The organism is Streptomyces sp. x-80 (assembly GCF_046549095.1).
GTDB classification, from domain to species: domain Bacteria; phylum Actinomycetota; class Actinomycetes; order Streptomycetales; family Streptomycetaceae; genus Streptomyces; species Streptomyces celluloflavus.
Genome location: NZ_JAJPWM010000033.1, coordinates 21,216 through 45,063, shown reverse-complemented (window position 1 = coordinate 45,063; position 23,848 = coordinate 21,216). Strand labels below are relative to the sequence as shown.

The 23,848-nt window shown below is 71.1% G+C and carries 12 protein-coding genes; 6 read left to right on the top strand and 6 right to left on the bottom strand.

Going from position 1 to position 23,848, the window contains the following annotated elements; translation table 11 throughout:
• Positions 1-5 precede the first annotated feature (5 nt).
• Both ACLJWH_RS38870 and ACLJWH_RS38865 read left to right on the top strand, forming a co-directional pair.
• A complete protein-coding gene (locus ACLJWH_RS38870; RefSeq protein WP_411146535.1) occupies positions 6-1,088 on the top strand; it encodes an ornithine cyclodeaminase family protein in 1,083 nt (360 codons plus the stop codon).
• Positions 1,089-1,123: 35 nt separating this feature from the next.
• Positions 1,124-2,692 (top strand): amino acid adenylation domain-containing protein, encoded by a 1,569-nt coding sequence (locus ACLJWH_RS38865; protein WP_411146534.1) that lies wholly within the window; start codon positions 1,124-1,126, stop codon positions 2,690-2,692.
• Here ACLJWH_RS38865 and ACLJWH_RS38860 read toward each other — a convergent pair.
• Entirely contained in the window at positions 2,668-3,504 is an 837-nt protein-coding gene (locus ACLJWH_RS38860) for a putative nonproteinogenic amino acid hydroxylase (protein WP_411146533.1), read from the bottom strand. The two genes, ACLJWH_RS38865 and ACLJWH_RS38860, sit on opposite strands and share 25 nt — an antisense overlap.
• Before the next feature lie 197 nt (positions 3,505-3,701).
• Between ACLJWH_RS38860 and ACLJWH_RS38855 the strand changes: the two genes are divergently transcribed.
• The 3 genes from ACLJWH_RS38855 to gntD are packed head-to-tail and all read left to right on the top strand — an operon-like array spanning position 3,702 to position 13,444.
• Positions 3,702-10,754, top strand: coding sequence for an amino acid adenylation domain-containing protein (locus tag ACLJWH_RS38855; RefSeq protein ID WP_411146532.1), 7,053 nt, complete (start codon positions 3,702-3,704; stop codon positions 10,752-10,754).
• 31 nt (positions 10,755-10,785) lie between these two features.
• Complete coding sequence (locus tag ACLJWH_RS38850; RefSeq protein WP_411146531.1) at positions 10,786-12,369, top strand: condensation domain-containing protein; 1,584 nt, start codon at positions 10,786-10,788, stop codon at positions 12,367-12,369.
• 37 nt (positions 12,370-12,406) lie between these two features.
• Positions 12,407-13,444 carry a guanitoxin biosynthesis L-enduracididine beta-hydroxylase GntD gene (gene gntD / locus ACLJWH_RS38845; protein WP_411146530.1) on the top strand — a complete coding sequence of 346 codons (1,038 nt, stop codon included), beginning with the start codon at positions 12,407-12,409 and terminating at the stop codon, positions 13,442-13,444.
• A 75-nt stretch (positions 13,445-13,519) separates the two neighbouring features.
• On the opposite strand, the gene ACLJWH_RS38840 is transcribed toward gntD, so the two are convergent.
• Both ACLJWH_RS38840 and rsgA read right to left on the bottom strand, forming a co-directional pair.
• Complete coding sequence (locus tag ACLJWH_RS38840; RefSeq protein ID WP_411146529.1) at positions 13,520-15,943, bottom strand: non-ribosomal peptide synthetase; 2,424 nt, start codon at positions 15,941-15,943, stop codon at positions 13,520-13,522.
• Between the two features lie 285 nt (positions 15,944-16,228).
• Entirely contained in the window at positions 16,229-17,329 is a 1,101-nt protein-coding gene (gene rsgA, locus ACLJWH_RS38835) for a ribosome small subunit-dependent GTPase A (RefSeq protein WP_411146528.1), read from the bottom strand.
• A 463-nt stretch (positions 17,330-17,792) separates the two neighbouring features.
• On the opposite strand from rsgA, the gene ACLJWH_RS38830 reads away from it, so the two are divergent.
• Positions 17,793-19,070 (top strand): cation:proton antiporter, encoded by a 1,278-nt coding sequence (locus tag ACLJWH_RS38830; protein WP_411146527.1) that lies wholly within the window; start codon positions 17,793-17,795, stop codon positions 19,068-19,070.
• Between the two features lie 124 nt (positions 19,071-19,194).
• Here the strand turns inward: ACLJWH_RS38830 and ACLJWH_RS38825 are convergent, their stop codons facing one another.
• The 3 genes from ACLJWH_RS38825 to ACLJWH_RS38815 form a co-directional block, all read right to left on the bottom strand.
• Complete coding sequence (locus ACLJWH_RS38825; protein WP_411146526.1) at positions 19,195-20,949, bottom strand: NAD(P)/FAD-dependent oxidoreductase; 1,755 nt, start codon at positions 20,947-20,949, stop codon at positions 19,195-19,197.
• Positions 20,946-22,736 (bottom strand): non-ribosomal peptide synthetase, encoded by a 1,791-nt coding sequence (locus ACLJWH_RS38820; protein WP_411146525.1) that lies wholly within the window; start codon positions 22,734-22,736, stop codon positions 20,946-20,948. Before ACLJWH_RS38820 ends, ACLJWH_RS38825 begins: the two co-directional genes overlap by 4 nt.
• Positions 22,737-23,050: 314 nt before the next feature.
• Positions 23,051-23,824 carry a thioesterase II family protein gene (locus ACLJWH_RS38815; RefSeq protein ID WP_411146524.1) on the bottom strand — a complete coding sequence of 258 codons (774 nt, stop codon included), beginning with the start codon at positions 23,822-23,824 and terminating at the stop codon, positions 23,051-23,053.
• Positions 23,825-23,848 lie beyond the last annotated feature (24 nt).

Genomic DNA, 23,848 nt, shown 5'->3' with positions numbered 1-23,848 from the left:
GAGCCTTGCAAGCCGAGCGCACACTCATAGTCGACGCCGAAGCCATCGCCACCATCGTCGCGAAGGTGGGACTGGGGCAACTCTACGATCTGACGATCGCCCGTCTGGAAACCGTCGGTGGCCCCGACGCGCCGGTGGAGATGAAGCAGCGGGACGGATTCCTCATCGAGTCGCCGCAGTTGGGCCTGCTGGAGTGGATGCCGGCGCTCCGGCACGGCGCCACGGTGTCCATGAAGATGGTCGGCTACAACCCGCACAACCCGGTCAAGAATCAGCTGCCCACCATTTTGTCCACCCTGTGCGCCTTCGATGCGGACAACGGCCACCTGCGCACGGTCGTCGACGGGACGTTTCCCACCGCCGTCCGTACGGGCGCGGCGTCGGCACTGGCCAGCCGGGTGCTGGCACGTCCGGACTCGTCGGTACTCGGTCTCGTGGGCTGTGGCGCGCAGTCCGTGACGCAACTGCACGCCCTGTCACGGGTCTTCACGTTCTCCGAGATCCTGGTGTGCGACAAGGACGTGCGGGCGGAGAACTCCTTCGCGGCCAGGTCCCGGCTGCCCGAAGGCGCCGTCCGGATCGCGCCGTTGGCGGAGGTGGAGGAGCGGGCCGACGTGCTGTGCACCGCCACCTCGGTCGCGCCCCACGAGGGCCCCGTCATCCGGGGCACCGCGCTCAAGCCCTGGGTGCACATCAACGCCATCGGCTCCGACATGCCGGGCAAGACGGAGCTGCCGCTGGAACTGCTGCGCAAGGCCGTCGTCTGCCCGGATCATGTGGCACAGGCGAGGGCGGAGGGCGACTGCCAGCAGCTCACCCCCGAGGAGATCGGGCGCCCGCTCGCCGAGCTCCTCCAGGACCCGGAGGCCCACGAGAGACTGTCCCCGGTCACCACCGTGTACGACTCGACGGGCCTGGCGCTCCAGGACCTCGTCATGGTCGAGGTGTTCGAGGAGCTGGCGCGGGACCTCGGGGTCGGCCATCGCATCGCCATCGAGGCCACCGCCGACGACCCGCAGGATCCCTACTCCTTCTTGCCGGGAGCGGTCACCAGGTCCTGGGACGGGCAGCCCGGGGCCCGGCGATGACCGCGGGGCCCCCTCCCCCGGGGCACGCCGGGCCGGTGGTGGACACCGGCGTGTCGACGGTCCTGGACCTGATCGACCGCGAGGTGGCCGCGCGCCCGGGGGCGCCCGCGGTGCGCGAGCCGGGCCGGGAGACGACGTACGCGGAACTCGACCGTCTCGCGGACGGCGTCGCGGCCCGGCTCGAGCGGGAGTTCGGCATCGCGCGCGGTGACACGGTGCTCATCGCGGCGCGGGCGGGAGCCGACTTCACCGCGGCGGTCCTGGGCACGCTGCGGGCCGGGGCCGCCTATCTGCCCGTGGACACGGCGTATCCGCCCGAGCGCATCGAGCAGATCCTGCGGGCGAGCAGCGCGGGACTGCTGGTCCTGGCCGATCCCGGTGCGCTGGACACCACCAGCGCACCGGGCACGCGGGTGACCGATCTGGCGTGTCTGGTGGCACCGGATTCCGCGGGCGACCCGGTGCCGGCGGCGGTCCGCCGGCCGCCGGCGCCGGAGGACCCCGCCTATGTCATCTTCTCCTCGGGTTCCACGGGCGTCCCCAAGGGCATCGTCCAGACCCATCGCTGCCTGGCCAACTTCATCGCCTGGCAGGTGGACGGCTCCGGACTCGGGCGCGGACGGCGGGTCCTACAGGTGGCTCCGCTGACCTTCGACGTGTCGGTCCAGGAGATGTTCTACACGCTCGCCTCGGGCGGGTGTCTCCATGTCCCGGAGACTCATGTGCGGCGCGATCCACGGGATTTGATGGATTTCGTCATCGCCGAACGCATCGAGGTCGTGGACTTCCCGCAGTCGCTCATCGACGTGGTCATGACGCTGCCGACGAACTTCGAGCACGCCGCGGACCTGCGCCACATCATCAGCGCGGGCGAGACGGTCCGGGTCACACCGGCGCTTGAGGGGTTGCTGACGCGCCGGCCGGAGATCACCCTGCACAACCACTACGGGCCCGCCGAGAACCACATGGTGGCCAGCCACTCGATGAGGGCGGGTGACCGCAATCTCGAACCGAGGCCACCGGTCGGGTCGCTGGTGTGGAACACCTACATCTATCTGCTGGACGAGCAGGGCGCGCCGGTGCCCGACGGGGAGGTCGGGGAGGTCTACATCGGCGGCGTGGGGGTGGCCCTGGGGTACACCGATCCCGAGCTGAGCGGCACCGCGTTCGTGCCCGATCCGTTCCGTCCGGGCGCCCGGCTGTACCGCACCCGGGACCGGGGGGTGTGGCGGGCCGACCGGACACTCCAGTTGCTGGGCCGGATGGACGACCTGATCAAGGTACGGGGCAATGCCGTGGAACCCCGGGAGGTGGAGGCGCGGCTGGCGGACTTCCCCGGGGTCCGGGACGCCGCGGCGTTCGCGGTGGTGCGGGCCGACGGGGCGGTGGAGTTGCACGCCGCTCTCACCGGTACTCCGCCGCCGGCCCCGGAACTGCGCCGGGCGCTGCTCGCGGTCCTGCCCGACTACATGGTGCCGGTGCGCTGGTGGCTGGTGGAGGGACTGCCGGTCTCACCCAACGGCAAGCTGGACCGCAAGGCATTGCCCGGCCCCGGGGCGCAGCCCCTGTCCCTGGTGCCTCACCACTCGAACGCCTCGCAGTAACCGCGCTTCTCGATGCAGTACGTCCGGAACGCCTTGGCCTTCTCCACCAGTGCGTTGTTCCCGGTGCGCACGGCGGCCTCGACGAACCAGTCGAACGCCGCCGTCGCATCGGCCCGGCGCACGAAGGGCACCTCCGCGAACTTCCGGAAGGAGGCGCGCATACTGTCCGCGTTCATATCGGCCGCCGAGGACAGCAGTTCCGCCAGTTCGGCGTCCGATACCGGCGGGCGCGAAATGATACGGACGGGCAGCTCCGACGGAATGGCGTTCTTGATTTCAATCGGGTCTTCGGCGTCCGCAAAATCAAGACAGAGAGAAAGCCTGGCGACCGGCGAGACACTCCGGGCCGAGTGCGGAACCGTTGTGTGAATTTTCCAGACTTCGCCACGACGGAGGTGATAGACGATGTCATTCTCGGAATGCAGGGACTCCTCGTCCGTGCGCAGCGGTATCTGAACCCGCGTACCCGGCTCGGCGAATTCCAGAAAATCTACGTGTGGCGCCAGAATTCCCTCGCTCAAGCTGAATATGCGTACCCACTGCAACCTTTCGAGGGGGAAGTTGTCGGTGACGATCGACATGATGTTGGGAAGCTTCCTGCCCAGCTCCGTCAGGGCGAGCTGCCCCTCGTAGGGCCGGAAGGACGTGTCCTCGTCGCTCCCCCCGGAGTTGGCGAGAACATGCGCCGACCAGGAGCCGAAGGTGAACGCGTCGTACTCACCCCCGGCATCGTTGGCATCGATGATCGACAGCTCTTCGGTAAAGTCGTAGGAATCGATCGGAAGCGTGGCGAGCCTTTGCGACTTGAGCATGCGAGATCCCGTCGGTTAATGAGCGCACGGTGGCGCCGGACGCCGATGATCGGCCAGCGTAACGGCTGACGGAAGGGAGGGCAATGGCCGACCGCGGACATCGGATTCATTATTGACAAGATCTATTTCTCTTGCGCAGGATCTTACGGTGCCGTCATGTTCGTCAGACCATCGAAGGTATTGGGTGAGCGTGCGAAATGCTGAGTGACAATGCCCTGACCGAATCCTGGCTCGCCCGTTTGGCGGCCGGCCACGGAGTTCCCTTCCTGGATGTCGTATCCCCGGCAGGTGACACACAGGAATGCGTCCTGGAATCCACGGTCACCGAGCGGCTGGACGCCCTGGCGGGTGGCGACGCGACCGGCCTCCTGCTCCTGACCGTCGCGGCCGCGCGGCTCGCGCTGGCCGCCCTCGACGAAGAAGCACGGCATGTGGTCCTGGTGCCCGCCCCCACCCCGTCGCCCGGGGGCGCCACGGGGACCGACACGGACGCGGCGCCACGCGAACTCGCGCTCTGCGCTCCCCTCGACCGCGCGGCACCGGCCGCCGCCTTCCTGACGGCGCTGCACACCGAATTCGAATCCGCGCTGCCCCTCGCCTGGCCCGACCGGGAGACGGTCGCCGCCCGGCTGCGGCTCGCCGGTGCGCCCGTGGGCCACGCCCTCGGCCGGCTCGGCGTCGTGTGCGAGGAGGCGGGCGGCAGGCTGCTGCAACCGGTCGGCCTGTGCTTGACGCTGCGTCGCTCCGGCGGCCGGCTGACCCTGACCGCCGAGGCGGGCGGCGAGTTGCCGGTGGCCGCGGCGGCCCTTCTGCGGTGCACGGCGGCCGCCCTCGCGGAGCTCGGCCGCTCTCCTCGGCGAGCGGTCACGGAGCTGGACGTCCTCGGTCCCGCGCAACGTGCCGAACTGGAGCGATGGTCGGGCCTGCCCGTCGTGGCGGAATTCGCCGACGCGACCCTCACCGGCATCGTCGACGACGCCGCCGCCCGCTTCCCGGATCGCGAGGCGGTATCCGACGACACGCTGGGGTGGAGTCACCGGGAGCTGGCGCTGCGATCGTCGCACGCCGCGCGGGCCCTCACCCTCGACCACGGCGTGAAGCCCGGCGACCGGGTCGCCCTGCTGCTGCCCAAGAGCCCCGAACTGGTCCTCGCGGTGCTGGCGGTGCTGCGGGCGGGCGCCTCGTTCGTGCCTCTCGACCCCTCGCACCCGCCGGCCCGGGTCGCCCGTCAGCTGCGCCTGAGCGGGGCCGTCTGCGTCATCTCCGCGCAGGACGAGCTGCCCGGGGAGACGCCCGTCCCGGTGGTGTCCCCGCAGGCCCTGACCACCGCGGCCGACGGCGGCACGCAGGTGGTGGCCGAACCGGGTCCCGACGACGAAGCCATCCTCTTCTTCACCTCCGGATCGACCGGACTCCCCCGCCCGGTGGCACTCACCCACCGTCAGCTCGCCCACAAGACCCTCGCCTCGGGGCGGCTCGTCGGCTTCGACGAGGAGAGCCGCTGCGCCCTCCTGTCGGCGGTGACCTCCGACGCCCTGACCTACCAGATATTCACCACGCTCGCCGCCGGCGGCTGCGTGGTGGTCATGGGCTCGCCCCAGACGCTCGCGCCCGCGGAGTTCTGGACGACGATGCGGCGCCGTCGCGTGAACGTCCTCAACTGTGTTCCGTCCCTGCTCGCCGTGATGGCCGAAGGGCTGCCCGCGGGAGCGGCCGAGGAGATCCGCATCTGCCTGCTGGGCGGCGACGAGATCCCGGCGGGCCTCCTGCCCCGGCTGGCGGACCGGCTGCGCGTGGGTACCTTCGCCAACCTGTACGGGCCCACCGAGGCCACCATCGAGGCGGCCACCTTCACCTGCCCGGGGTCGGCCTTCCCCGAGCTGACCACCGTCCCGGTCGGCAGACCGTCCGAGGGCTTCGGCGTACTGGTGCTGACCCCCCACGGGGAGCACGCACCGCCCGGCATCCCCGGCGAGATCCATGTGCTCGGGGCGGGTGTGGCCCGGGGCTACCTCGACGACGAACCGACCGGTCCGGGCCGGTTCTGCGAGCTCCCCGCGCACCCCGGCGTGCGGGCCTTCCGGACCGGCGACTTCGGCCGCTGGAACCACCAGGGCGAGCTGGTCTTCCTGGGCCGCCGGGACAACCAGATCCAGATCCACGGCAACCGGGTCGAACTCGGCGAGGTGGAGGCGTCCCTCAGCGCGGTCGCGGGCATCGTCGCCGGCACGGTGCTTCCCTTCACCGCCGCCTCGGGGCCGCCCACCCTCGTGGCCGTCTACACCTCGGACGACCCGGAGACCGAACCGGCCCGGGTACGCCGCCAGTTGGAGCTGCGCCTGCCCGGCTACATGGTCCCGGCCCGCATCCTGCGACTCGACGAATTGCCCGTCACCCTGCACGGCAAGATCGACCGCGTGGCCATCCTGGCCCATGTGGCGGGCCTGGACAGGCAGGTCTGGCAGCCGGCGGACGAAGCCGACCGCACCGCCGCCCGGATCTGGGCCGATGTGCTCGGCGCCCCGCCGCGCGCCGCGGACGAGGACCTGTTCGCGGCGGGCGGCCACAGCCTCACCGCCGCCGTCCTGGCGGGCCGCCTCGGCGCGGCCGCCGACGGCGGCGTGATCACCGTCCGCGACGTGTTCACCGCGCGCACCCCCGAAGGGCTCGGCGCCCTGCTGCGCCGTGCCGCCACCGGCGGACGTCCGGACCCCGCCACCCGGGCACCGTGGCCCGAGACCCCGGGCCCCGTCCCCGCGAGCAACGCCCAACGCCGGATGTGGTTCCTCGAACAGTACGAGGGCGGGGAACTGCGCCCGTACAACATGGTGGAGGCATTCCGGCTGCCCGGCGCCCCCGAGGCGGCCGACGTGGCGGCCGCGCTGGAACGGACGGTGCACCGGCACCAGGCCCTGCGCACCGTGTTCCGCGCCGACGCCGAAGACCTGCGCCAGATCGTGCTGCCTCCCGAGCGGGCCCGGCCCGAACTGCTGGTCCACCGGGCCGGCAGCGGAGGCACCGCCGCCCTGCTGCGGCGCGTCGCCGATGTGGAGCAGCGCCAGGTGTTCGATCCGGCCGAGGGCCCCCTGCTGCGTGCCCACTGGCTGATGGAGGACGGCCGCCCCGGCGGCACACTCCTGCTGTCCGTCCACCACAGCGTCTGCGACGGCTGGTCGTTCGCGGTGATCCTGCGCGACCTCCAACGGTTCCTGGACGGCCGGGAACAGGTCTCGGAGCCCACGCAGTACGGTGCGTACGCGCTCGGGCAGCGGACCCGCCCCGACGACGCGCACAGCAGTGCGTTCTGGCGGCGCACGCTGGACGGCGCGCCGAGCGTCGATCTGCCGCTCGACCGCCACCGGCCGGCGGAGCGCGGTTCGGCGGCGGGCACCGTCCGGCTGACGCTCGGCGACGGCACGACCCGGTCCGTACAGGAGCTCTGCCGAGCGCTCGGCACCACTGCGTTCACGGCGATGGTGGCCGCCGTCCGGGTCCTGCTGCTGCGCTGGACCGGGGCCGAGGACATCGTGCTCGGCACGGTGGTCTCGGGGCGCGACCGGCCCGAACTGGCCGACTCGGTAGGGCTGTTCGTCAACACCGTGGCGCTGCGCACCGCGGTCGATCCGGACCGCGGCTTCGCCGATCTGGTGGCGGCGGTGGCGGCGCACGCGCGGGACGTCCGGGCCCACGAGGAGTACCCCTTCGAGAGCCTCGTGGAGGCGATGGAGCTCGAACGGATCACGGGACGCAATCCGCTCTTCGACGTGCTGGTCGAGGCCGCCCTCTCCGGTACGAACCCGCTCGGCAGCGAGGAGGGGCCGGCGGCCGAGCACATCCGCCTGGACAGCGGCGCGGAAGGGTTCGACCTCGCTTTCAGTTTCAGCGAGCCCGGCGCGGGCCTTCCGATCGAGGTGGCGATCACCTACCGCGAGGACGTACTGGACGCGGAGACGGCGCACCGGCTCGCCGGCCAGCTGGACCATCTCCTGACCGCTCTGGCGGACGCCCCTTCGGCCCCCGTGGGTACGGCCCCCCTGCTGCCCGGTGAACAGCGCGCCGCGCTCCTCGCGGCCGGTACCGGGGAGAGCCCCGCCGCCGCGCGCACGGCGGGCACGCTTCTCGACCTCGTACTCGCGCAGGTGCGGCGCGCGCCCGAGAGCCGGGCCGTCGTCTGCGGCGACCGTGTCCTGACCTACCGCGAACTGGACCGCCGGGCCGATGTTCTGGCCGCGCGGATCGCGGCGGTGGCACCGACCGGCCCCGACCGGGTGGTCGCGGTCCTGTGCGAGCGCTCCGAGTGGATGCCGGTCGCGTTGCTCGCCGTCCTCAGGACCGGTTCGGCATTCCTTCCCCTCGATCCGCAGCAGTCGACGGCCCGGCTGGTGGGGGTGCTCCACGACAGCGGCGCCGTCGCCGCCGTGGCATCGGCCGGCCACACCCGGATCACGGCCGACGCGGGCCTGCCCACGGTGACCGTCGGCGACACGTCCGAGGCCGCTCCTGTCCGGGCCGAGCCACAGCCGCCGCGTCCCGCCGGGCCCGCCGACCTCGCCTACGTCGTCTACACCTCCGGCTCCACCGGAACGCCCAAGGGCGTCATGGTGGAGCACCGCGGGATTGTCAGCTCCGTCCGCTTCCGGATCGACCACTACGGCCTCGACGCCGGCGGGGCGGTGCTCCAGGTCGATCCGATCCATGCCGACGCGGGTATCGCCGACGTGTTCAGTGCGCTCGGTTCGGGCGCGCCCATGGTGGTGGTCACCCGGGATCAGCTGCTCACACCCGAGGAGGTGGCCGCGGTCGTGCGGCAGCACCCGATCCGCCATGTGCTGCTCGTGCCGAGTCTGTACCAGATGCTGCTCGACGAGGTCGGCCCGGCGTTCCGCGAGGTGCGGGAGATCGTGCTCGGCGGGGAGCGGGTCACGCGGGCGCTCGCCGCCCGCCATGCCGCACTCCTGCCCGGGGTGAGGCTGTTCAACGAGTACGGCCCGGCCGAGGACAGCGTGGTGACCACGGTGGAGCCGGTGGACACGGCCCGGCCGCCCGGCACGCCGGACACGCGGTCCCGGACGTCCTCCGGCGACGCCTCGATCGGGCGCCCGCTGCCGGGCAAGTGGGTGGACCTGCTCGACGAACGGGGCCAGTTGGTGCCGCTGGGCGCGCCGGGCGAACTGTGCGTCGGCGGAGCGGGCCTGGCCCGCGGCTACCTCGGCGACGCGGAGTTGACCGCCGCCCGCTTCGTGACCAGCCGGGTACGCCCGGGAGAGCGCATGTACCGCACCGGCGACCTGGCCCGCCGGCTGCCCGACGGACGCCTGGAATACCTGGGCCGGGCCGACGACCAGCTCAAGATCCGGGGCAACCGGGTCGAACCGAACGAGGTGGCCGTGGTCCTCGCCGAAGCCCCCGGGCTGCGCAACGCCGCGGTGCTCCCGGCGACCGGCGCCGACGGCGATCCACGCCTCGTCGCCTATGTGGTCGGGGAGGCGGATCCGGCGGCGCTCCGCCGGTACCTCGCGCGACGGCTGCCTCCCTACATGATGCCCGCCGCCTTCGTGCGCCTGCCCGCGCTCCCGGTGGCCGCGGGCGGCAAACTCGACCGCCGGGCGCTGCCCGCCCCCGAAGAGGCCCTGGCAGCCGCGGAACTCCCCGCCGACACCCGACCGTTCACCACGGCCGAGCAGCACGTCGCCGACGTGTGGACGCAGATCCTGGAGCGTCCCGTCACGGACCCGGACGCGAACCTCTTCGAGCTGGGCGGCCACAGTCTGACCGCCGCGCGCATCGCGCATGCCCTGCACGTCAAGGTGCACACCGTCTTCACCTTCCAGAGCGTGGCCACGCTCACCGCGGCCCTGGCCGACCGGTCGGCAGACGTGGCGGCGGAGCGGGACCCGGCCTCCGGGCCCGGCCCGCGCAGCGGACCTCTGCCGCTGTCCCGGGCGCAGCGCCGTGTCTGGCTGACCTCACGGTTGGCGGGCTCGGACACTTTCCTCATCTCCGACCTCGTACGGCTGGGACGCAGGATCGACGCCGACGCGCTGCGCAGCGCCCTCGAAGCCGTCGTCGAGCGCCAGGACATGCTGCGCGCCCAGGTCCTGCCCCGGGGGACCGAGGCGGAGCTCACGGTGCTGGACCGATTGCCGAACGGCGCACCGCTGGTCGTGGTGGATCTGCCCGGCGCGGACCCCTCGGGCCCGGAGGTCGCAGCCGCGCTGCACGACGCCCGCCGGGTCGGCTTCGACCTCACCAGGGCGCCGCTGTTCGAGTTGCGGCTGCTCGCGGGGCCCGTCGGCGGTGATCTGCTCACCGTCACCGCACACCACCTGATCTACGACGGCGCGAGCGTCGACGTGCTGCTGCGCGACCTCTTCACCGCGTACGAGCGGGCCGTCGCGGGCGAACCCCCGCACCTGCCCCGGCTCACCTACAGCTACCAGGAGTGGGTGCGCGAGGAACAGGAGTGGCTGGCCGGGCCCGAGGCCGAGCGGGAGGTGGAGTTCTGGCGGGAGCGGCTGCGCGGCGTCGTGGCAGGGCCCGACCCGGTGGACCCGGCCCGCCGCCGCAGCCGCCGGGGCCGGACCGGACTGGTCCACAGGTCCCTTCCCGCGGCGGTGCTCGGCGACGCCCCCGCGACCCCGTTCGCACAGGTCGTCACCGCTTTCGCCCGCACGGTGCACCAGCGCACCCGAGCCACCGACCTCGTCGTCGGCTTCGCCGCGGGGCTCCGGCACCGGCCCCAGGCCGACGCGCTGATCGGCTATCTGGTCAACGCGGTGCCCCTACGGGTCACGCTGGACGGCGCGGCGACCGGGAGGGAGCTGCTGACCCGGGTCCAGAGCGGCATCGTCGAGGCGTACGAGCACTCCCGGCTGCCCTTCGACGTGCTCGCGGAACGGCTGGGCCTGCGCGCGGCACGGGGCCGCAGCCTGTTGCTCGACCTGGGCGTGAGCTGGGAGAACGCCGGGCTGCGCCCCGAGAGCCAGGTGGTCGAGGACCTGCTGGTGAACGATCTGCCCGCCACCAGCGACCTCTGGCTGTACGCACGGGTCAGGGGCGACGCGCTCCATCTCGACCTCACCTACGACGACAACCTCCTCGACGAGGCCGAGGCCGCGAGCTACGTCGATCATGTCGCCGACGCCCTACGGAATGTGGCGACCGGTCGGATCACGCCGACCACCGGCCCGCCGGCTCCCGCCCCGTCCGCACCCGGCTCGGTTTGGGGCGACACACACTATGACTTCTGACACCGGCTCCGGCGCTGGGGATGGGGCGACCATGACTGAACTCGATCCGACACAGCGGCTGTGCGAACTGTTCGCCACGGCACTCGAATTGGACGACGTCACCGCGGACACCGACTTCTTCCTCGCCGGCGGACACAGCCTGTCCGCGCTGGCCCTCGCCGTGGCGGTGGAGGAGGCATTCGGCGTACGGGTCCGGGTGCGGGACGTCTTCGACGCCGCCTCGCCCGAACTCCTCGCGGCCCGGCTCGCCGGCCTCGCCCCCGGGACCACCGAACCCGCCGTCCCGCCCCAACGGCCCGCCGCCGCGCTGCCCGGCACCGAAGTCGCCGAAGCCACGCGCTGGCTGTGGCTCGAACGGCAGCGCGGGGACGTCGGCCTGATGGCCTACACGGTTCCCTGTCTGCTGGACGGCGAGGGTGCCGTGGACGTCGACCGGCTGACGGCCGCGCTGTCCGTCCTGGCCCGGCGTCACCCGGCGCTGCGGACCGTCTTCGTCGAGGCCCAGGGCGAACCGCGGGCGGTGGTCACCGACGGCATACCCCCGCTGGAGACAGTCGACCTGACCGGGGACGAGGCGGGTGACGCCGGGCTCGGCGCCCTGGTGGACGAGCGCCTCACCGTGCCGTTCGACCCGTCGACCGGCCCCCTCGCGCGGACCACCTTGTTCCTGCGCCCCGGCGGCCGGTGGTCGCTCCTGCTGCTCGCGGACCATCTGGTGTGCGACGGACGCAGTCTGGAGATCCTCGCCAGGCAACTCGTGGCGGCCTACGCGGATCCGGCGGCCGCCGAGCCGCCGACGGAACCGGCCGCTCACCGCTCGCCGGACCCAGCGGCCTCCCTCAACCACTGGCGCCGTGTGCTCCTGCCGCCGCCGGCCCCGCTTCCCCTTCCGGTGCGCGGCCCGCGCACGGAGCGGGCCGGCAGCACCACCGGCACAGCCGTACGGGAGATCGGCCCGGATGTGCTGCGACAACTGACACACCTGGGCAGGCGGCACCACGCGGGCCCGTTCGTCCCGCTGACCGCCGCCGTCTCGCGCACGCTGGCCGGGATCACGGGCAGCACGGACATCTGTCTGGGCACTCCGGTGGACCGCCGGGCCCGGCTCGGAGCGCACGAGGCGGTCGGCTTCCACATCGCGACCGTCCCGCTGCGGCTGGAGGTCCGCGAGGACATGTCGGCGGACGACCTCGTACATCAGGTCGCGCAGCGCACGGTGGACGCGGTGGACCACAGCGAGGTGGCCTTCGACACGCTCGTGGCGGCGCTCGCTCCCCCGCGCGCCCCCGGACGGATGCCGTTCTTCGATGTGTGGGTGGCCCTGTACCCGCACATCGAGACCGGCCCACGCCCGCCGGACGGCATCGCCCTGCGCGGCGGGCCGGTGCCCCTGCGCGTCGGCATGTTCGAGCTGTCCTTCCAGTTCGTGGAACACCCGGACGGAATGCGGCTGTTGCTCCAGTACGACACCGCGCGCTACGCCGCGGACACCGCGGAGCGGATGGTCCAGCGCCTAGCCGACGAGGTGGCTCGCCTCCTGCGGGACCCCGCGGAACCCGGGCCGGAGGCGGCGCCCGCGACACGGTCCTTCGGCGGCTTCCGGTTCGACGCCTGATCCGGTCCCTTTGCCCCTGCCCATGAGGAGTTGAACCATGACGACGTCCATCAGGCCCCAGACCGGGACGGAGCTGCGGCTGACCGCGGCCGAGGCCCGGCAGGTGTCCGAACTGACGCTGCGCCTGGCCGAGCAGTACCCGGCGGCCGACGACGAGCGCCTGCTCCAGGACCTGCCGTTGCTCACCGACGGACTGCCCGGCCGGGTCCGGCGGTTTCTGCGTACCTTCTCCCTCGACCAGGCCCACGGCTTCTGTGCGGTCAGCGGGCATCTCGTCGACGACGAGCGCATCGGACCCACGCCCGTGCACTGGAAGGACGAGACGCGTATCCACCACGAACTGCCCGAGGAGATCCTCGTCCTCCTCTACGGTGCGCTCCTCGGGGAACCGTTCGGCTGGGCCACCCAACAGGACGGGCACCTGGTCAACGACGTGTTCCCGATCCGCCAGTACGAGCGCGAACTGCTCGGCACGGGCAGCAAGACGCCGCTGACCCTGCACACGGAGGACGCCTTCCACCCCTACCGGGCCGACTACATCCTCCTGTCGGCGCTGCGCAACCCGGACGCCGTGCCCGTGACGGTCGCGGAGGCGGATTTCTCGGTGCTGCCCGACGACGTCCTCGACGTCCTGTTCCAGAGCCGGTTCCACATCATTCCCGACAAGTCACATCTGCCGGAGAACAACACGGTGCGCAGCGACGAGGACCGGCTGGTCTTCGAGAACATCGCGCGCCTCATCGAGGGCCTCGGCCCGGTGCCGATGCTGACCGGCTCCCGGTCGCATCCGCTGCTGTGCTTCGACGCGACGCACATGTCGGCGCCGCGGGAGGACCCCGAGGCCGTACGGGCCTTCGCGGCGGCGTCGGAGCTGCTCGATGCCGGCCTGACCGACTGCGCTCTGGAGGCGGGCAGTTGTGTCGTCATGAACAACCACCGGGTGGTGCACAGCCGTAGTGCCTTCGAGGCGCGCTACGACGGCACGGACCGCTGGCTCAAGCGGGTCAACGTCACCCACGACCTCCGCAAGTCCCGTGCCATGCGCCGGTCCGTCGGCTCCCGCCTGATCGGCTGACCCGGAGCCCCGCGCCGCCCGGCGTCGTACGGCCCCGGCCCTTGTGGGCCGGGGCCGTACGACGTGGCGCCGGGGTCAGTCCTCGGTGTCGGGCTTCGCCTCGCGGACCAGTCGGGAGACCTCTCGGACCGTGGGCGTGAGGAAGAAGTCGCCCAGGTCGATGCTCACGCCCAGCTGCTGCTCGATGGCGACGAGGACGGAGATCGCGAGCAGACTGTGCCCGCCCTCATCGAAGAAGTCACCGTCGGGACCGATCGGGCCGGAGGCGAGGACCTCCTCGAAGATGGCCCCGACCGTAGCCTCCACCTCTTCGCCGCCCGCCCCCGTCGGTGCCGGTGCGGACGGCGGTGCCGGGGCGGTGGCGGTCTCGGCGAGACGCACCAGGGCGCCCCGGTCGATCTTGCCGCTCACCATACGGGGCAGTTCGCCGATCAGCGCGATGGAGGTCGGCACCATCGCGGGCGGCAGTGCCGCACCGGCGCGCGCCCTGATCTCCTCCACCGTGGTGCCCGCGGCCTCCAGCCAGGCCGCCAGCGCCGGCGCACCGTCGGGGCCGCTCACCACCGCGACCACCGCCTGCCGGACCCCCGGCAACAGCCCCAGCACGCTCTCCACTTCACCGGGCTCCACCCGGTGGCCGCGGATCTTCACCTGGTCGTCGGCCCGCCCGGTGAACTCCAGCATGCCGTCGGGACGCCACCAGACGAGGTCCCCGGTGCGGTAGCTCCGTCCCCCGGGCGCCTCGGCGTCAGCCACGAAGGCCGCCGCCGTCAGCTCCGGCCGGTTTCGGTAGCCGTCCGCGAGGCCGTGTCCCGCCAGCCTGAGTTCTCCGACGAAGCCGATCGGCAGGAGGCGGCCGTCGGCGCCCGTCACGGTGGCGAAGGTGTTGCGGATGGGCCACCCGATCGGCAGGCCGGGCCCGGCATCCGTGTCGTGGTCGAACGCGGTGGCGCCCACCGAGCTCTCCGTCGGGCCGTACTCGTTGATCAGCCGGACGCCCGGCAGGAGTTCGTGATGGCGGCGCACCAGATCGTGTGTCGTGGCCTCGCCGGCGACGGTGACGGCGCGCAGTGCGGTCGCGGCACCCGCGAGGTCACCCACCAGGACCGCGTAGAGGCTCGGAACGGTCGTGAGATGCGTGATGCGGTGCTGTCGCGCCAACTCGGCCAGCTGACGCGGCAGCAACTGGTGCGTGTCCGCGAGGACGAGGCGCCCGCCGGCGGCCAGGCACGGGAACAGGTCGGCGACCGAGCTGTCGAAGGCCAGCGACGGCAGTTGGAGCAGCCTGGTGTCGAGGTCCAGCCCGTGGTTGCGCACCTTCCAGTGCACATAGCTCGCGATGGCACGATGGCGGATCTCGACGCCCTTGGGTCTGCCGGTCGAGCCCGAGGTGTACACCACGTACGCGAGGTCGTCCGGGAGCGGCCCGGGGCAGTCGGCCTCGGGCGCGATGGCGGGGCCGCCGACCGCGGCCTGGATGTCGATCACCGGGGCGGAGAGGCCGACGGGCAGCGCGGTGAGCTGGTCCGGCGCGGCGAGGACGGCTCCGCACTCGGCGTCGTCGAGGATCTCGGCCAGCCGCGAGGCCGGTGACCTGGGGTCGAGCGGGACATAGGCCGCGCCCGCCAGCAGGACGCCCGTGATCGCCGACACCGCGTGGACCGACTTGCCGGTGAGCACGCCCACCCGGTGCCCACGCCCGATGCCCGACGCGTGCAGCCGGCCCGCCACGGCCTGCGCGGCTTGCCAGAACTCGCGATACGTCAGGGTCTCGGCACCGGCGACGACGGCCGTACGGTCCTGGTGCGAGCGCACCGTCTCCTCGATCGGCGCCGTCAGCGTCGTGCTGATGGCATCCGGTGCGAAGCCGCGCCGGCCGAACGCGGTCGCCGCCGCCACATCGTCCGCTTCCGCCGACGCCAGTGCGGCGGCCGGGCTGTGCGGATCGGCGAATCCCGTCAGGACGCGGCACACCGACCGCAGCAGGACCGTCAGGAACCATGCCTCGGCCCGGTCCGGTCCGGCGTCGGCCACGAGTTCACGCACACCGTCCGCGCCGGACTCGGTCAGCGTCAGCCCGATGACATCCCGCTGAGCGGCGGGCCCGGCGCCCACCCGGGCCGAGCGGACCAGCACCGCGCCGGCGAGCGCCGTCTCCTCGTCGGCCACCACCGGCGCCGACCGCAGAGCCGAGTCGACGGACCGGACCAGATCGGCGACGGTGACCTGGGTGGTGAGCCCGATCCCGGACAGCACCGGCCCGGCCGGGCCGGACACGGCCACCACCGGCTCATCGGTGTGCTCCGCCGCACCGACGACCACCGCCGTCGCCGCGGTGAGGGCGACCAGTTCCTCCAGGGGGCGGCCGCCGGAGACCTTGGCCAGGCCGGCGGCCGCGGACTCGGTGAGCTCAAGCCGGGCGTGGGCCCGCGCGGACTGCGCGGAACCCGTGCGCCGGGGGCGGATCGTGGTGGCGGGCACAGCAGAGTCTGACGTCATGGGCACATTCCCTTGCTCGGGGACCGATGAAGAAAACTTCCCGTTGGCCCGCGGCGGTCTGCACAGCGCGTGAGTCGTCATCGGCTTCGAACATCGCGAAGGGCACGTGCGGGCGCACCCCTCGCCGGGGCGGGACGCGAACGGATCGCGTACCGCGGAGTCATGGCCGAGCCGGTACGCGGATCAACGCTGACACCACCGGGCGCCTATCCACTTGTCGGGTCACAGCGCCGGGCGGCCCACAACTCGCCCGCCCAGCGCTCCGCCCCAGGCCGTCGCCTCGCGTCAGCCGCGCTTCGCGATCATGTTGGCCATGCCTTGCTTGCCCTGCGCCTTCAGCGCCTTGAGGCGATCCTGACGCAGGCGGGCGTCGCTCCGCGAGGCGATCCACTCGTTCTCACGGAGCAGCTTGTGATAGCTGTCCAGGCGGCGCTGTTGCAGCATGCCGTCCTCGATGGCCTCGCGCACCGCACAACCGGGCTCCTCGACGTGCTCGCAGTCCCGGAACCGGCATTCCTCGGCGAGCTGCTCGATCTCCGAGAACGTCTGCTGCAACCCGTCGGACGCGTCGTACATGCCCACACCGCGAATTCCGGGGGTGTCGATCAGCACCCCGCCGCCCGGCAGGGGCATCAGTTCTCGCGTCGTCGTGGTGTGGCGGCCCTTGCCGTCGCTCCTGGTCTGCTGCACCTCCATCGCGGAGCGGCCCAGCAGGGCGTTGGCGATGGTGGACTTGCCCGCGCCCGACTGCCCGACCAGGACGCTCGTGCCCGCCAGCATGGCCGCGAGGATGTCCATACCGTCGTCGGTGGTAGCGCTGACGACCAGGACGTCCACCCCTGGCGCGGACTGCTCGACCGTCTCGCGGACGCTCTCCGCGTTCTCCGCGAGGTCGGACTTGGTGAGGATCAGCACCGGCTGCGCTCCGCTCTCCCACGCAAGGGCGAGGAACCGCTCGATCCGGCCGAGGTCCGGCTCGGTGTCCAGGGGTACGACGACGCCGATGGTGTCGATGTTGGAGGCGAGCACCTGGCCCTCGGAACGCTGGGAGGCGCTGGAGCGGACCATGGCCGTGCGACGCGGCAACAACGCCTGGACGTACGTGCCGGCGGCGCCGACCGAGACCGCGGCCCAGTCGCCCGTGCAGGGCATCTTCGTCGGGTCGGGGTCCGCGACCGGACCGGTGTCGGCGTGGACGACGGTCACCTCGGTGTCGCCGTCGGCGATCGCGACGTCGCAGCGGCCCCGGTCGACCCGAATGACCCGGCCGGGCACCCACGAGGCGTCGGCAACGGAGGCGAAGTGATCGTCGAGCTCAGGGGACCATCCGTAGGCCTCCAGCGGCCGCGGGTAGATCGAATCGGCCGATGTCGATGAGTGACGCAACGCGATGAGCCCTTCGGGAGGCGTTTCCGGCCGGCTGACGCAAGTCGGGTTGCACCGGCTGCTGGACATAGGAGGGAGGGGTGGCTGCTCTGCGGGGCGCAGCTGGGGCGATCTGAACGTCGCCCCGGCTCGGCTGCCTCCGGCGCACCGTGGATCGAATGCGCTTGACGCTACGACAGCACCGACCGGCCCGCAACACCTTTCCCGGGTAATCGGCTTGAACTTCCGATCATGCGAGCGACTTCCTGTCGGTGGAGATCATCCTCGGTTAGAGTCGGCACACACTCCCCCGCGCATCTGCCACGAGTTTCTGCTCGCCGGGGGCAATTACCCACGTCAGTACGGGCGCCCCCGCATCTGGTCGAGGGTCATCCGGCGCCCGGTCCACCGCACTTCACCCCACATCTGCGGGAACCGATCTCAGGGGGATTCTTTGAGTCCGGACGAGACCATCACTCATCTCATGGGAGCCACCGCCGTCATCCTGGCGGCCGCCCATGGAGCCGGCATGCTGGCACGCAAACTAGGACAACCTTCCATCGTCGGCCAGTTGATAGCCGGCATCGCCCTCGGTCCCAGCCTGCTGTCCCAACTCCCGCCCTCCGTGGGCAAGACACTGTTTCCGGCCGAGATCGCGCCGATGCTCACCGCGCTGGGCCAGGTCTCGCTCGTCCTGTTCCTGTACTTCGTCGGCTACGAACTGCACCTCGGTCTGCTGCGCGGCCGGTCCCGGTCCACTCTGACGATCGCGGTGGCGGCGTTCGCGGTGCCGATGCTGCTGGGCGCGGGCGCCGCGCTCCTCTTCCACGGGACGCTGGAGAAACTCGGCCTGCCGCACGACGCCTCGGCGCGCTCGGTCGTCTTCCTGGCCGTCTCCCTGTCGATCACGGCCGTGCCCGTCCTGATCGTCGTGGTGCGGGAGAACGGGCTGGCCGGCACCGTGCCCGGCGTCCTCGCCGTCTCGGCCGCCGGGCTGATCGACGTGGTGGGGTGGGCGGTCCTGCTCGGCACCATCATGGACAGCGGCAAGGGGGCGGCGATGTCCCTCCCGGTGCGGCTGGTCCTGCTGGCCGTGACCGTCGTGGTGATGGTCTGGCCGGCCCGCCTGCTGCTGCGCCGGCTCATGCGCTCCCCGGCCGTCTCGACCCGGTCCCGCCTCGCGGTGCTGATCGGCTTCGCGTTCGCCGCCGCCTGCGCCACCAGCGCGCTCGGTCTGCACGTGATCTTCGGTGCGCTGCTGGCCGGGGTGGTCACCCCGCGCGAGCCGGACGGCACCCTCAGCCCGGAGCTGGTGCGCTCGCTGGACAGCATCGGCTCGCTGCTGCTGCCGTTCTTCTTCGTGATCTCGGGGCGCAGTGTGTCCATCGGCGCTCTGGACGGCACCGCGCTGGCCGTCCTGGCGGGCGTCACCACGCTCGCTGTCGTCGCCAAGGTCGGCTCCGGCGCGCTGGCGGCCCGCTTGTCCAAGCTGGACACCGGGACGTCGATGACGATCGGTGTCCTGCTCAGTACCCGCGGGCTCACGGAACTGATCGCTCTCAACGCCGGTTTCGAGGCTGGGCTGCTGAGCGGTCCGCTGTACACCGTGCTGGTCCTGATGGCCATCGCCACCACGCTGCTCACTCAGCCGCTGCTGGTACTGGTCCAGCGCATCTGGAAGAAGGACCACCCCGCCGACGGCCCGAGCGGTACGCGGGCCGGTGCCGGCGAGCCTGTGACAGCCGGACACTTACTGCCGTGACCCACGGCGAAGGGCGGAGGGGCACAAGCCCCTCCGCCCTTCCTTCCCGGCTCACGCCTCGCGGCGTCCGCGAGATGGTGCTCGCCCACTCACCCGGGAGCCGCCCGGGTGAGTGGGCGCCGGTCTATCGCGCGACGGTCGCCGTGGTGCGGAACAGTGCCCGCAGTTCTTCTTCGAGGGCCTTGACCTGGTCCAGGCGCGGACGGCTCTTGGGGGTGAACAGGCCGTCCGCTTCCCAGCGTTGCGGGTCCAGGCTCACCGCGGACACGTTGAGCCAGCCCCGCGAACGGATCTCCTCAAGGCGCTCGGGCAGAGCGTCCTCAAGTGCGAGGTAGAAGATGACGTGGGCCAGCTCCTCGATCCGCTCCAGGCCCTCCCGCACACTCGTCAGCACGGTGCCGAAGGCGGGTATCCCGTCACCGGGCAGGTTCTGTACGAAGAGCCGGGCCAGGGTGGGCAGGTCGTCGTAGTAGTCGATGTAGTCGAAGGAGAACACCCCCCGATAACTCCGCGCCCACGCCTGGAAGAGACTCATCATCGTGCCCTGGGTCGCCACCGCATGCGCGCCCAGCGAACTGAGCGTCGTGCTCGCCGGCTCGTCCAGGAACGTCCTCCCGTAGAACTGCGGGTCGGAGAACGCCCATCCCACGTAGTAGTCCCAGATCGTCTTCAACGACATGATCACAGCGTTGTCATGGAAGACGTAGGAACCCTGGATGTTCATCGTCAGGCCCTCGGCCAACGAGAGGAACCACCGGTTCGCGTACCGGACGAAGCCCTCGTCGAAGGTCTCCGCCGCGTCCCGGCCGACCATCTCGGTCACGAAACTGTTGGCGTAGCCGATCAGGTTGGAACCCACGGAGTAGTACGGGTCCGCGAACACCGCCGCGTCACCCACACACGCCCACCGGTCGTGCGAGAAGACCTGTTGCGAGGAGTGGCTGTAGTTCTTGAGCACCCGGAAGTCCAGAACCTCCAGCTCGCGGATGGCCGGGTCAAAGGCCGGGACACGCTCGACGACGAAGTCGATCGCCTTCTCGATCCGGTTGAACTTGGTCACCGGATGCAGATCGTCCGACACCACGATCCCGACACTGGTGTGATCAGGGGCGAGCGGGATCGCCCACACCCAGCCGCCCTCGAACATGAAGTGGTTCGTCGAGTTCCACCGCGGCTCACTGATCCGCTCGTGCCAGTCGGTGTGCTCACCGGCCACCGCCTTGTCGGTGTCGAGCTTCCCCGCCAGGCGGAACCACACCGAGTTGTGCGGCCTGGGATACCGCTTGGTCAGATCGAGCTTGCGCTGCAACAACCGGTGGCGGCCCGACGCGTCCACCACCCACCGGCACGTGACGACGGTGGGTTCCGCACCGGCGTCATCGACCGGCTGATACGTCACGCGGTGCGCGGCGTCTCCCTCACCGAGCTCGATGTCGAGGACCTTGACGCCCTGCGTCAGTTCCGCCCCCGCGCCCATCGCCACCAACCGCAGATGCTCCTCCAGGGAACCGCGGTTGAGCTGATAGGACTTCGCCGGCAGAAAACGGTTCACACCGAACTCGGCCTCCTCCTGAAGACCCGAGCCACCACCGTAGAAGTAGCGCAGCCCCAGCTTCTCCAGCTGCTTCTCCTCCAGGTAGTCCCGCAGCCCGATCACTTCGGCGAAGTAGTACGCACCCACCTCGACCGACGACTCACCGACCTTGAACGCGGACAAGGGGATGGGTGATCGCTCCCGCTCGCAGACAAGGACGGAGAGGCCGGGCCGGGCGTCCTTGAGCTGCTTGGCCAGACAGAGGCCGGCCAGACCACCGCCCGCGATGACCACGTCGTAGTCGACACCCCTGAACACGGAATCAGTACCGGTCTGCCCGCTCACTTCGTACCCACCTTGTCATCGCGTCGGTTCTCGATCATTCGGGCGAGGCACCGGATGCTCCGGTCCGTATACGGGGCGGAGTTGTCCAGCCGCACTCCCAGCCGTGCCTCCACACCCGCCAGCAGATCCATCACGCTCAGCGAGTCCCCGCCGAGCTCGAAGAAGTCGTCGTCCAGACCGATCCGCAGCGGCGCGAACAGCTTCTGCCAGATCTTCAGAAGCTCCGCCTCCACTTCCGAGGCCGGCGCCGGGCCCGCACCGCCGTGACCGACGGAGGCCGCGTACAGAGCCGCGAGCGCCGTCTCGTCGACCTTGCCGTGACTCGTCAACGGCAAGGCATCGACGGGGATGAACGCCGACGGCACCATGTACTCAGGTAACCCCTCCCGTGCCGACTCGCGCAGCCGGTCGAGGTCGTGGACCGTGGGGCCCTGGAGGAACGCGAGGAGCAGCGGTGTCCCGGACTCCGTGCGGTGACGCAGGAGGTGGACGTGGTCGACCGCGGCATTCTGCGAGAGGACATCGGCCACGTGGCCCAGCTCGACGCGGCGGCCCCGGATCTTCACCTGGCCGTCCCTGCGTTCAATGAACTGGAGATCGCCGCCCGCACACACCCGGACGATGTCCCCGGTCCGGTAGACGCGCTTCCCGGCGGCCGCGGACGTCGTCGGGGTGAAGAACTTCTCCGCCGTCAGCTCCGGATTGCCCAGGTACCCGCGCGCCAGGCTCGCTCCGGCCAGGTGGAGCTCGCCGATCCCGCCCGGTTCCACCGGCGCGCCGTCCTCGTCCAGCACGAACGCCTCGACATTGTCGATCGGCCTGCCGATGAGCACGCTCGAATCAGTCGCCGAGAGCCGGTGCACGGTGGCGCAGACCGCGTTCTCGGACGGGCCGTACTCATTGAAGAGGTCCACATCCGGCAGTCGCAGGAAATGTTCCTGGGTCAGCTTCGCCGTGAACCACTCGCCCGCGATCGTGACGCTGCGCAGAGAAGGTGCCGTCCGCGCGTCCATTCCGCCCAGGAGTCGCTTGTACAGGGCCGGCGTGATGAGAAAGTGAGTGACGCCGCGATCTTTTATGAGGCCGGTCAGATAACGCCGGTCGGTAATGCGGTCCCGGCGCGGAAGAAGCAGCCGCACACCGGAGGTGAGAGCACAAAAGGTGTCCGCAATGGAGCTGTCGAACGATGGCCTCGGAATCGCCAGCGTGACATCCTCGGGACCGAATCCGTAATACGAATTCCGCCACGTCAGCGTATTGACGATCGCCCGGTGCTCAACGGCTATGCCCTTGGGCGTCCCGGTCGTGCCCGAGGTGTAGATCACGTACGCCAGGTCGGCAGGCGCCACCACCGGCTCGGGGTCGGTGTCCGGGGTGCCCAGGGAGGCGCTCATGACGTCCTGCACGAACAACTCGCCGTCGAAGAAGACGGCCCCCGCCGCCACCGAGGACTCGATCACCATGGCCCTCGGCGCCACGTCCTCCACGATCCGCTGCGTCACCCCGGGCGGATTGTCGGGGTCCAGCGGAACGTAGGCGCCGCCCGCCTTCAGCACGGCCAGCATGGCGACGATCACGTCCGGCGGATGCCGGACCAGGATCGCCACCCGGTCACCGGGGCGGATCCCCGCCGTGTCCCGCAGATGATGCGCCAGTCTATTGGCCCGGCGATTCAGCTCGCCATAGCTCCAGAATTCGCCTTCAAATTCCAGGGCGATATTCTCCGACAGCTTTTGGGCACATTCCTCGAAAAGGAAAGTCAGGGTCCTCGGATCGTCACAGTTCATCGACAAACGTCCCCCTGCGGGATTATCGCGAATTCTCGACTCCAGCAGCCTAGCCCTCACCGATCAGGTGATCAAGAGGGGCTTTCATCAGTTATGCGGCACCCCTGCGATCTGCCGGCCGACTCCGAAAATAAACCGGGCCGACGCGCCCTAAGGGCTGTCCCGTCATACCTGGCGGGCGCGCGACGACAGCTACGGCACCTCGCCGCGTTGTCGGAACGTCCACATACACCCAGTATGCGGACGCTCCTCCGCCGTGCGATGCACCGCATCTGACGCCGCGCGCTGATCCACCAGGTATGACGGGACAGCCCTTAGAACTCAAGAGCGCGGTGGAGTGCGCCGGTCGTCGCGGCTCGCTCCGTCTGCGGAAAGAAGTGGCCCCCTGGTATGGGTACGACCTCGAACGGGCCCGCACACAGAGTCCGCCAGATCGCCGCCTCCTCGGCCGTCACGACCGGGTCCTCGTCTCCGTACATCACCGTGACCGGCGTGGTGATGTGCGAGCGACGGGCCGGCGGCCGGTAGGCCGCCTGCGCGGTGAAGTCGGCCCGGAGCACGGGGAAGAGCCATTCACGGTACCCGGGGCGGCTGAGACCGGCGGTGTTCGCGCCGAGCTGCTTCCAGAGCAGTTCGATCTCGTGATCGCCGCTGGGCGGCTCCAGCGTCGTCGCCCCGGGAGCGACCGCCGCCATGACGACCAGCCGCTGTGGCGGCCGGCCGGCCAGGGTCAGCCGGTGCGTCAGTTCGTAGGCCAGGGCCGCACCGAAGCTGTGCCCGACCAGGACCAGCGGGACCGGGAGCGCCAGCACGTCCGGCAGCACCTCGTCGACCAGCTCGTCCACCGAACTCAACGGCGCCTCCCGCCCGCGCTCTTCCCGTCCGGGCCCGACATGGCCATACAGGTCGAGCCAGTCGGGGAGCAGCCGCCGCCACGGTGCGAAGCCGGTCGCTCCCCCGCCCGCACACGGAAAGCAGACCAGGGCGGAGCGGCCCGTATCACTCGGACTGTGCTGCGCGGTCGGACTCGTACTCGGCGGGTCGAAGCGGCGCAGAGGCGCGCTGCCGGGCCCGGCGTTGCTCTGCATGTACGCACCACCCAAGAGGATCGA